The organism is Petrotoga sp. 9T1HF07.CasAA.8.2, assembly GCF_002895585.1.
GTDB lineage: Bacteria > Thermotogota > Thermotogae > Petrotogales > Petrotogaceae > Petrotoga > Petrotoga mobilis.
On record NZ_AZRI01000030.1, the window covers coordinates 66,152 to 75,535 of the forward strand.

Annotated in this window: 11 protein-coding genes and 1 riboswitch; of the genes, 5 read left to right on the forward strand and 6 right to left on the reverse strand. The window is 33.7% G+C overall.

The window, feature by feature from the left end; genetic code table 11:
* The first annotated feature begins 21 nt into the window (after window positions 1-21).
* Window positions 22-402 (forward strand): methylglyoxal synthase, encoded by a 381-nt coding sequence (mgsA, locus tag X925_RS07245; protein WP_121515086.1) that lies wholly within the window; start codon window positions 22-24, stop codon window positions 400-402.
* Here mgsA and X925_RS07250 read toward each other — a convergent pair.
* Complete coding sequence (locus tag X925_RS07250) at window positions 399-848, reverse strand: hypothetical protein (protein WP_121515087.1); 450 nt, start codon at window positions 846-848, stop codon at window positions 399-401. The two genes, mgsA and X925_RS07250, sit on opposite strands and share 4 nt — an antisense overlap.
* 67 nt (window positions 849-915) lie before the next feature.
* Window positions 916-1,233, reverse strand: coding sequence for a helix-turn-helix domain-containing protein (locus tag X925_RS07255; RefSeq protein ID WP_158245438.1), 318 nt, complete (start codon window positions 1,231-1,233; stop codon window positions 916-918).
* Between the two features lie 290 nt (window positions 1,234-1,523).
* Here X925_RS07255 and X925_RS07260 point away from each other — a divergent pair, with 290 nt between their 5' ends.
* From X925_RS07260 to X925_RS07275, 4 genes are read left to right on the forward strand one after another with little or no spacing between them, the layout of a single operon-like run.
* Window positions 1,524-2,180, forward strand: coding sequence for an ABC transporter permease (locus X925_RS07260; protein WP_012208945.1), 657 nt, complete (start codon window positions 1,524-1,526; stop codon window positions 2,178-2,180).
* 27 nt (window positions 2,181-2,207) lie between these two features.
* Entirely contained in the window at window positions 2,208-3,311 is a 1,104-nt protein-coding gene (locus X925_RS07265; protein WP_103064998.1) for a betaine/proline/choline family ABC transporter ATP-binding protein, read from the forward strand.
* Between the two features lie 10 nt (window positions 3,312-3,321).
* Complete coding sequence (locus X925_RS07270) at window positions 3,322-3,972, forward strand: ABC transporter permease (protein WP_121515090.1); 651 nt, start codon at window positions 3,322-3,324, stop codon at window positions 3,970-3,972.
* A 20-nt stretch (window positions 3,973-3,992) separates the two neighbouring features.
* Entirely contained in the window at window positions 3,993-4,886 is an 894-nt protein-coding gene (locus X925_RS07275; RefSeq protein ID WP_233187759.1) for a glycine betaine ABC transporter substrate-binding protein, read from the forward strand.
* Window positions 4,887-4,927: 41 nt separating this feature from the next.
* Here the strand turns inward: X925_RS07275 and X925_RS07280 are convergent, their stop codons facing one another.
* The 4 genes from X925_RS07280 to X925_RS07295 form a co-directional block, all read right to left on the reverse strand.
* The gene (locus X925_RS07280) at window positions 4,928-5,566 is read right to left on the reverse strand and encodes a methionine ABC transporter permease (RefSeq protein ID WP_121515092.1); all 639 of its coding nucleotides are present in this window, start codon (window positions 5,564-5,566) and stop codon (window positions 4,928-4,930) included.
* Window positions 5,567-6,565, reverse strand: a complete 999-nt coding sequence (locus tag X925_RS07285; RefSeq protein ID WP_121515093.1) for a methionine ABC transporter ATP-binding protein — start codon at window positions 6,563-6,565, stop codon at window positions 5,567-5,569.
* A 34-nt stretch (window positions 6,566-6,599) separates the two neighbouring features.
* Window positions 6,600-7,427 carry a MetQ/NlpA family ABC transporter substrate-binding protein gene (locus tag X925_RS07290; RefSeq protein WP_121515094.1) on the reverse strand — a complete coding sequence of 276 codons (828 nt, stop codon included), beginning with the start codon at window positions 7,425-7,427 and terminating at the stop codon, window positions 6,600-6,602.
* 161 nt (window positions 7,428-7,588) lie between these two features.
* Window positions 7,589-7,700, reverse strand: a riboswitch (SAM riboswitch).
* A 48-nt stretch (window positions 7,701-7,748) separates the two neighbouring features.
* Entirely contained in the window at window positions 7,749-8,948 is a 1,200-nt protein-coding gene (locus X925_RS07295) for an FprA family A-type flavoprotein (protein WP_121515095.1), read from the reverse strand.
* Between the last annotated feature and the right edge of the window lie 436 nt (window positions 8,949-9,384).

A 9,384-nucleotide genomic window follows, 5' to 3' on the forward strand; every position in this document is an offset into this window, starting at 1 on the left:
TTACGTTTGAGGAGGAAAATCATGGTCAATGTAGCGTTAATAGCTCACGATAAAAAGAAGTTAGACCTTGCGCTCTTTGCCAAAGAATGGAAGGATGTATTTAAAAATTGCAAACTTTATGCTACAAAAACCACTGGAAAGATTTTAAAAGAAAAAGTGGGGTTAGAGATACAAACTTTTGAATCTGGACCATTGGGAGGAGACTTACAAATAGGCGCTCTAGCTGTCAGTGGGAAAATAGATTTTGTGATCTTTTTAAGGGATCCATTGACTGCCCAACCCCATGAACCTGATGTATCCGCTGTTTTACGGATTTGCGATGTACACAATATTCCACTTGCTACTAATTTAGCATCCGCTGAAGCAATAGTTCTCGAAATTCAAAAAAAGCTTAATAATTAATGTTTGTTATCTTGAAGATCAATTTGTTGATTACCCGTACTTAACGGTAGTACAACATTTGGCAATGCCGACTTCATTAAAATTTCGTTCAAATATATTCTAATATAGGGCCAAAGAACATCATCAACAAAATTTTTAAGGAAATACTTTTTGGCCCTTTTGTTTTTTGAAAAACTTTCGAAATCCATATCCGTTTCGAAAATTTCTCTGAAGGTTAGAACGTAGTAAGCTATCCTCTTTTTTTCTCCTTCTAAAAAAATTCTGTAAGTAACAATTAAGTTTAAGTCTCTATTTTTTTGTTCATATACATATCCTCTTTCGATCGCTATTTCAGTAATTTTTTCAACTACTTCTTTGCTTGTTCTCTCCAAAAATTCACTTTCCAAAAATATATTCTTTAGAATTATGTCTTTCAATAGGTTTATTTTTTTTTCATCATTTTTCATAAAACTCCTCCCACAGTTTATCAATTATTGTCTTTAGAAATTCTAAAACTTTATATATAACGGCTTTTTATAATTTTATGTGAAAGATTTTTTCAAAATTATCATTTGTAGAAAACTCATCTGTGTTTATCTCTTTATTATCTTTAAATTCAAAATACAATTTGATATTCCCCTCCAATACCTCTGCCAATCTTTGCAAAAACAAATATGTTGGATTGTAGTTCCCTTTTTCAAATTTAGAAATTATCGCCTGCGTTGTCCCCATCCTCTCAGCTAAATCTTTTTGTGTAATTCCCATTTGTAACCTTCTTTTTTTAATCTCATATACCAAGTCTAATAAAGCTTTCTTATCTATAGCTTCCCATTTCTTCTCATTTTCATTCAAAGTTTTCACCTCCAATCTCACTATATTTTATTATACAGCTTTTAGAAATTCTAAAACCTATTTTAAAGAGAATTTCTAGAATTCAAAAATTTTTAAACGTCCCCCCACAAGATTTTTGAAAACATACTATTAGCAAACTAATTATATTATAAAATATCTTAAAAGATTTTTAATTTTATATTTTTACTTAATTGTAACTTACTTATATTCTAAAAAGATTAAAAATGTGTTATAATATTTATCGCAATGATGAACAAAATAATTTACAATGAGAAGAAGGGAGTGAAACAGTGGAATTCTTCGAATATATTTCTAGTAGTTCAAGTATCATAATTAGAGAGTTTCTAAATCATTTGAAAATCATAGGTTTATCTTTACCTTTTTCTATAGGTATAGGAGTACCTACAGGAATTTTTATATCAAGGCATCCTAAAGCCGCAAACATAGTTATCTACATTGCCAGTATTCTGATGACTATCCCAAGTTTGGCCCTTTTTGGGATTATGGTTGTAATTTTGTCTCCTTTTGGAGCTGGCTTAGGGGTTACACCTGCCGTGATTGCTTTGATTATATACTCTTTACTTCCAATTATAAGAAATACATTAACAGCTATTCAAGCTCTTGACCCACAAATGATAGAGGCTGCTAAAGGAATGGGAATGACCGAATCTCAAATATTATTCAAAATCCGTTTACCTTTATCGATCCCTACTATAATGTCTGGGGTAAGAAATGCTGTAGTAATGGGAGTCGGCGTTGCTACTTTAGGATATTTTGTTGCTTCAGGAGGATTAGGATACTTTATTTTTGCTGGGTTAAGCAGGTCACGGTATCCAATGGTAATAACGGGGGTAATATTGGTCTCAATTTTGGGTGTTTTAGCTAATTATCTTTTACTAAAATTTGAGGATTTAATTACTCCAAAGGGTCTTAAAATTAAAGAATAAGATAAAAATCATAGGAGGAACATTAAAATGGCAATAAAATTAGTTGATCTCACAAAAAAGTATGGTGATTTTACCGCCGTTAATAATTTAAATATCGAATTTGAAGACAATAAATTAACTATTCTAATAGGTCCGTCTGGATGTGGAAAAACAACTACCTTAAAGATGATCAATCGTTTGATTGAAAGAACATCCGGCGATATCCTCTTCGATGGAAAATCGATTGACGATATAAATCCCATACAATTAAGAAGAAGTATAGGTTACGTAATACAAGAAATTGGATTATTCCCTCATATGACTGTATTCGATAACATTGCTGTGGTTCCAAGGCTTTTGAAATGGACTGAAGAAAAAATAAAAAAGCGGGTATACGATCTATTAGATTTAGTAAACCTTGATCCAGACGTTAACGCTTATAAGTTTCCAGCACAACTATCTGGAGGTCAAAGACAGAGAGTGGGAGTAGCAAGGGGACTTGCAGCTGATCCTGACATATTGCTCATGGATGAACCATTTGGTGCGATTGATCCTATAAATAGAGAAACATTACAAGATGCATTTCTTGAAATTCAAGAAAAGATCAAAAAGACTATTATATTTGTCACACATGACATAAGGGAAGCTATTAAATTGGGTGATAAAATTGCGATCTTCAAAGACGGTGAATTAGTACAGTACGATGATACACAAAATATTGTTCAAAACCCGAAAAACGATTTTGTTAAGGACATATTGGGGGAAGATAGCCAATTCAAAGCTTTGGAATTTGTTAAGGTTAGCGAAGGATTGTATAAAGACATTCAAGTCTTTAAAATTGATGAGGATCTTTCAAAGATTAAAAATACAGTACAGAGTAATTATCCTATCACCATTTTTGTTGATAAAAATAACAACTATAAAGGGTTTATAGAAACTAAAAGAGTGAATAGAATTAATGATTCATCTAAATTGAAAAGTTCTTTGAAAAAAGATCACGTTACGGAAAAATCAAGCCTTTATGAAGCATTAAACAAAATACTAAGTTCTTCAAGTACAAATATCCCGGTGGTTACAGATAAGCAAAAGGTAATAGGGGTGATCAACTTAAAAGCTATATTTGAACAAATGTCAAATAAAGAAGAGGTATGAGGAGGATAATATGGAATTTTTTACATACGTTGCTGAAAATCTTGGCTATATAGGAATAAAGGCTATGGAACATCTTTATTTGTTCGCAAGTTCGTGGGCAATTGCTATCATTGTGGGAATGGCAATAGGAATCTATGTTACCCGCCCAGGAAGAGAGAAAAGTGGAAGAATAGCCCTTTCTATTACAGGAATAGCCCAAGCCGTACCAAGCATTGCTGTTATTGCCCTCGTTTTTTTATTCATGGGAATAGGTCCTGCCCCTGCGATTTTCGCTTTATTTCTATATAGTATAGTGCCTATAACTTTTAACACTGCATCTGGGCTTTTCGGCATCGATAAAGGCATGATTGAAGCAGCAAGAGGCATGGGAATGACTAACAGGGAAATCTTGTGGAAAGTAGAAATTCCAAACGCGATGCCAACTATTTTTTCAGGAATAAGAAATGCAGCCATAATAAATTTAGGAACAGCTACAATCGCATCTGCTATAGGAGCTGGAGGATTGGGAGAGTTAATTTTTATAGGTCTAGGGACTTTTAAATTCGAGATGATATTAGCTGGAGCTATTCCGGTATCCATAATGGCCGTTTTAATTGATTTCGTTCTTGCAATAATACAAAACAGAATGACTTCGGAAGGTATTAAGTTACAAAAGGAATAGTGAAAAAATTTTAAATGGAGGTGTTAACATTGAAAAAATTGGCAGTACTTATGTTAGTTGTAGCGTTTTCTTTAACTGCGCTATTTGGTGCAACTTTAACCGTAGGTGCAAAAAACTTCACAGAACAGTATGTCCTTGGAAATTTGGCTGCACTGCTACTTGAAGAGAACGGCTTTAACGTTGTTGAAAGGTTCGGCCTTAGTTCTCTCGTCGCTAGACAAGCTTTGACAACAGGACAGATCGATTTATATCCAGACTACACTGGAACCGCTTGGGTAACTTACCTAGAACAAGAAGAATTAATCACTGATCCAGACGAACTTTTAGAAAAAGTCAGAGAATTAGATGCCAAAAATGGTATTGTTTGGCTTGATAGAATAAACGCTAACAATACTTATGCCCTTGCTATCCGTCAAGAAGATTACGAAAAATATGGTTTCGAAACCCTCTCTGATTTAGTTGCTTACTGGAACGAACATCCAAAAGATTTTGTAGTAGGAGTTGGTTATGAATTCTATGAAAGACCTGATGGCTTCTTTGCCTTTGCTGACCACTATGGTTTAGATATTCCTGATTCCCAAGTGTCAACTATGCAAGATGGATTAACCTACGAAGCAATTGCAAATAATAAGATAGATATCGCTATGGTTTTTGCTACCGATCCAAAAATTTTAAGATACAACCTACATGTACTAGAAGACGACCGAAACTTCTGGCCTTATTACCATATCTCCTTTGCAGTTAGAAAAGACGTCCTAGATGAATACCCTGAAATTGAAGAAATTTTGAGACCTCTTACACTTTACCTAAACCAAGACATTTTAATAAGGCTGAACTACAGAGTAGATGTTGAGGGTGTTGAACCAGAAGTCGTTGCAAGAGATTATTTAGAAGGGTTAGGTTTGATAGAATAATCTTCGGTCACCACATTAAAAGCCAGGAATCTCCTGGCTTTTCACTTTCTTAAAGAGTTCGACAATCTTGACCCAACAAATTGAATTATCTGAGTTAAGAAGATTAATATTGCCACGTCGTATAGAAGCACATCCATTCTAAACCTTTGATATCCGTAATTTATCGCCATTGCACCAAGACCTCCGGCTCCCACAGCTCCTGCTATGGCCGTATAGGTTATTAAGTTTATAATCAACAAAGTAATATTTGAAACCATCTCTGGGGCAGTTTCGGGTAGTAATACTTTCAAGATAAACTGTCTGTTGGTCATACCCATAGATACAGATGTGTCTAATAATCCTTGTGAAAGATTGTTAAAAGAAGTTTCAGCCAATCTCGCCATAAAAGGAATCGCTGCTATAGACAATGGCACAATCGCTGCGGTTGAACCAATTATTGTTCCTGTTAATAATCTAGTTAAAGGGATTATCAAAATAATAAGGATGATAAAGGGTATTGATCTAAATATATTGACAATCCAATCTAAAACGGTATACCAAGATTTTGCAGCTTTCTTATCACTCTTAGACAACATGTAGAGTGCTATACCCAAAGGAATACCTAACAAAATGGCTATAAAACCAGAAACAAAAGTCATGTATAACGTTTCAAGAGTAGCAATAAATAGATCTTGGATCATTTATTTCAACACCTCAACTTTGTAAACATTTGCAGAGAGTTCTTCTAAAAACTTTTCCATTTCCTTCTGCGTAGAAATAACCTCAACTATTAAAGTCCCATACGGATTGTCTTTCAAATGTTCTATCTTACCGTAAAGTATATTCAATGTGATGTCATATTTTTTGGTAATATTATGTAAGATAGGTTCGTGTGTTTTTTCTCCCCAAAAAACTATCTTTATCAACCTATCGTTTTCTCCCTTAACCACCTCTTTTACCCTTTTCCAATCTATGTTTATTTCTTGATAAAATTCTTTATTCAGTTCATTTTCTTTTTCAATAAAAAACTCGTGAACTTTACCAAAAAAATCAACGGTTCCATTTTTTAAATAAACAACTTTATCACAAATCTTTTTAATCACATCCATCTCATGAGTAACAATCAAAATTGACTTTTTCATACTCTTATTGATTTCCAATATAAGATCTAAAATTCTCTGTGTTGTGCTTGGATCTAAAGATGATGTGGGTTCATCAAACAAAATAATATCAGGATTATTTATCAATGCCCTTGCTATAGCTGTTCTTTGCTTCTCTCCTCCCGATAACTGTGAAGGATAAGAATCCTTTTTATGAAGAAGGTTGACCTCTTCCAATAACTTATTAACACGAACTTCTATTTCTTTTTTAGGTACCTTTTCAATTTCAAGGGGAAGAGACACATTTTCATATACCGTTCTAGAACTCAACAAGTTGAAATGTTGGAATACTATACTAATCTTTTTTCTCACGTTTCTCAATTGGTTATTATTTAATTTTGTTAGATCTACTTTATCCAAGAAAATTTCCCCGGAAGTAGGAGGTTGGAGCAGGTTCATCGTTCTCAAAAGAGACGTTTTACCCGCTCCAGATAACCCTATAATCCCCAGAATTTCTCCATCTTCAACTGTAAAATTTACGTTTTTTAAGACATGATTTTTGTCATCATATATGAGATTAAGATTTTTTATTGTTAACAACTACGTTTCTCCTTTTGTATTATTTTATGAAAGTTCAAAATACAGGTACTACCGCACCATTATAATTTTCTAAAATAAATTTTCTAACCTTATCGGTTGTTAAAACTTCAACCAAAGCTTTTACTAGTTCATCGTCGACACGGCTTTCTTTTACAGCTATTACGTTGGCATATGGAGATTGAGCCCCTTCAAAGAATACCGCATCTTCCAATGGATTCAACCCAGCTTCTATAGCATAATTTGTGTTAATTATAGCCCCGACAACATTTTTATCTTCCTTATAAGTCCTAGGCAAATACGGTGCTTCAAGCTCTTTGAATACCAAACCGTATGGATTTTCAACAATATCCTTGATAGTTGCCACTAAAGGATCCTCTCTCTCCCTAAGCTTAATCACTCCATATTCTTGAAGAAGCAACAAAGATCTACCTTCGTTGGTAACATCGTTAGGAACTATGATTAAATCGCCTTTTTCAAAGTCATTTAAATCTTTTTTCAAATAAAACCCCATAGGTTCAACATGGATCTTAGCAGCAGATACCAAGTCTGGCAACTTGCGTTCCCTTTTAAAAGTTTCTAAATATGGCTCATGTTGAAAATAATTCGCATCTATAGAACCATCTTCCAAAGCCAAATTAGGTTGAACATAATCTGTAAAAATCACTATCTCCAGTTCGACACCCGTTTTTTCTTTGAAATCATCTTTTACGAACTCTAAGATCTCGGCATGGGGAACTGGAGTAGCTCCAACTTTGAAGGTATTACCACCAAGACCAAACAAAGCATACCCTTCCACGAAAAACAATGTTAAAAAAATAAATAAAGAAACCAAAACCTTTACTACACTCTTACTTCTTTTCATACTAAATCCCTCCCTCGTAATATATGTTTTAGTGCCCTGTCACCCCGTAACCCTTTTAAAATCATAATCTTATTCTTGAAAAAACTCTCTAATTAGAACTTTATATGAAAAACCTCTTCCGGTAGAATGGAAGAGGTTTATATTTTATGATTTTTATCCTCTCCTTATCTCCCAGAATTACTCTGCAGGATTTGGCACCATTGCATAATTTTGTTAAATTATGCAGGTTGCCGGGCTTCTTCGGGCCAGTCCCTCCGCCTCTCTCGATAAGGAATCAAAACTTATTAATTTAACCTATACTATCATATTTCTTTTTGAAAGTCAAGCCAATTTTATCTCTTTTGCCATCGCTTTTGCCAATTCACTTAATTTCTTAAAATCTTCCTCTTTTGCGGATAACCTTGCTTCAACGGGTTCAGCAACAAGCGGCCATTTCATTTGCTCATTATACTTGACTATAGTAGATACTCCGCCTCCGCTCCAACCATATGTACCAAAGATACCTAAAACATGATTTTTTATATTGGTATGAGCCAACCATTGAACTAACGATTCCATATAAGGAAAAAGACCTTGGTTATACGTTGAGCTTCCAAGTATTAGCCCCTTGTATCTCCAAATCTCGTTAATTATATAAGAAATATGCGTTTTTGATACATTCATTATTTTGATCTTTTTAATGCCTTCTTCAGCCAATTTTCTTGCAACATAATCTGCCATTTCTTCTGTATTACCATACATCGAACCGTAAGCTATTACAACACCTTCTTCGGTTTCGTATTTACTCCACTTATCATACAAAGAGTAAATTCTGTCTGGATTTTTTCTCCAAATTGGTCCATGTGTAGAAGCGATTATTTTTATATCTATATTAGCTTCATTTAATTTATTTAACGCCCTTTGTACCATAGGAGAGAACTTTCCGACGATATTAGAAAAATATCTTCTGATTTCATCTTCAAAGAAATCTATCTTTACTTCATCGTCAAATATTCCTCCATCTAAGGTCCCAAAGCCACCAAAGGCATCACCAGAGAACAGAATTTTATCTGTTTCATCATAGGTCACCATCGTTTCTGGCCAATGAACCATCGGAGTCAGATAAAACTTCAAATTATGCTTTCCTAAATTCAAAGATTCACCATCTTTTATCTCGTGAAAATTATCTTTAACCTTATAAAGGTTTTCTATAAATTGAAAAGTGGTTCTATTACCTACAATTTTTAAATTAGGAAATTCTTGCAGAAGTTCTGGAATAGCTCCAGAATGATCAGGCTCCATATGATTGATGATTAAATAATCAAGAGGTTTACCGTTTAAAAGATGCCTGATTTTATCAAAAAACTCAGTCACCTTCCATTCTTTAACCGTATCGATTAAAGCTGTTTTTTCATCTAAGATTAAATAAGAATTATAACTAACCCCTCTTTCAAGGGGCCATAAACCTTCAAAAAGCTTCGTGTCTCTGTCGTTTACCCCAACATAGTAAATACTATCGCTAATTTTTATGGAAACATTCATACTTTCATCCTCCTTTGAATTTTAAGTTTTAAAGTTAGCTTACTCAACTTCTCTAATATTTTGTCGTTCTGATTTTGATATAATCGAATGAGGTAGGAATCTTTTCCAGCCTTTTCTTCAAAATATATTTTATCACATAATCCAGCTCATTTTATGGTTGATTTTAACTAACTTTCACCTTACAAATCGTTAAATTGTTTGAAGTTCCTTTTTTTTCAAGGCAATATTATCAAAATAAAACAATTCAAAATTTTGTAAATTATTATCTTTTTTGTCGTGTTATAATGTAAATAACGATTGAATTATAAAATATTCTAGAAACACTGTGGGGTGGGGAGCGGGGCGAAGGGGCGCTAACCTAAAGGCTGTAATTTTAAACAAATGAGGAGGAAAGATATGGAAGAAAGAATTCACAACTTCGATACTTTAATGGTTC

Bases quoted from the DNA above. Each gene is read 5' to 3' on its own strand.
- mgsA (WP_121515086.1), top strand. From the start codon at position 22: ATGGTCAATGTAGCGTTAATAGCTCACGATAAAAAGAAGTTAGACCTT.
- X925_RS07250 (WP_121515087.1), bottom strand. From the start codon at position 848: ATGAAAAATGATGAAAAAAAAATAAACCTATTGAAAGACATAATTCTA.
- X925_RS07265 (WP_103064998.1), top strand. From the start codon at position 2,208: ATGGCAATAAAATTAGTTGATCTCACAAAAAAGTATGGTGATTTTACC.
- X925_RS07270 (WP_121515090.1), top strand. From the start codon at position 3,322: ATGGAATTTTTTACATACGTTGCTGAAAATCTTGGCTATATAGGAATA.
- X925_RS07280 (WP_121515092.1), bottom strand. From the start codon at position 5,566: ATGATCCAAGATCTATTTATTGCTACTCTTGAAACGTTATACATGACT.
- X925_RS07290 (WP_121515094.1), bottom strand. From the start codon at position 7,427: ATGAAAAGAAGTAAGAGTGTAGTAAAGGTTTTGGTTTCTTTATTTATT.
- X925_RS07295 (WP_121515095.1), bottom strand. From the start codon at position 8,948: ATGAATGTTTCCATAAAAATTAGCGATAGTATTTACTATGTTGGGGTA.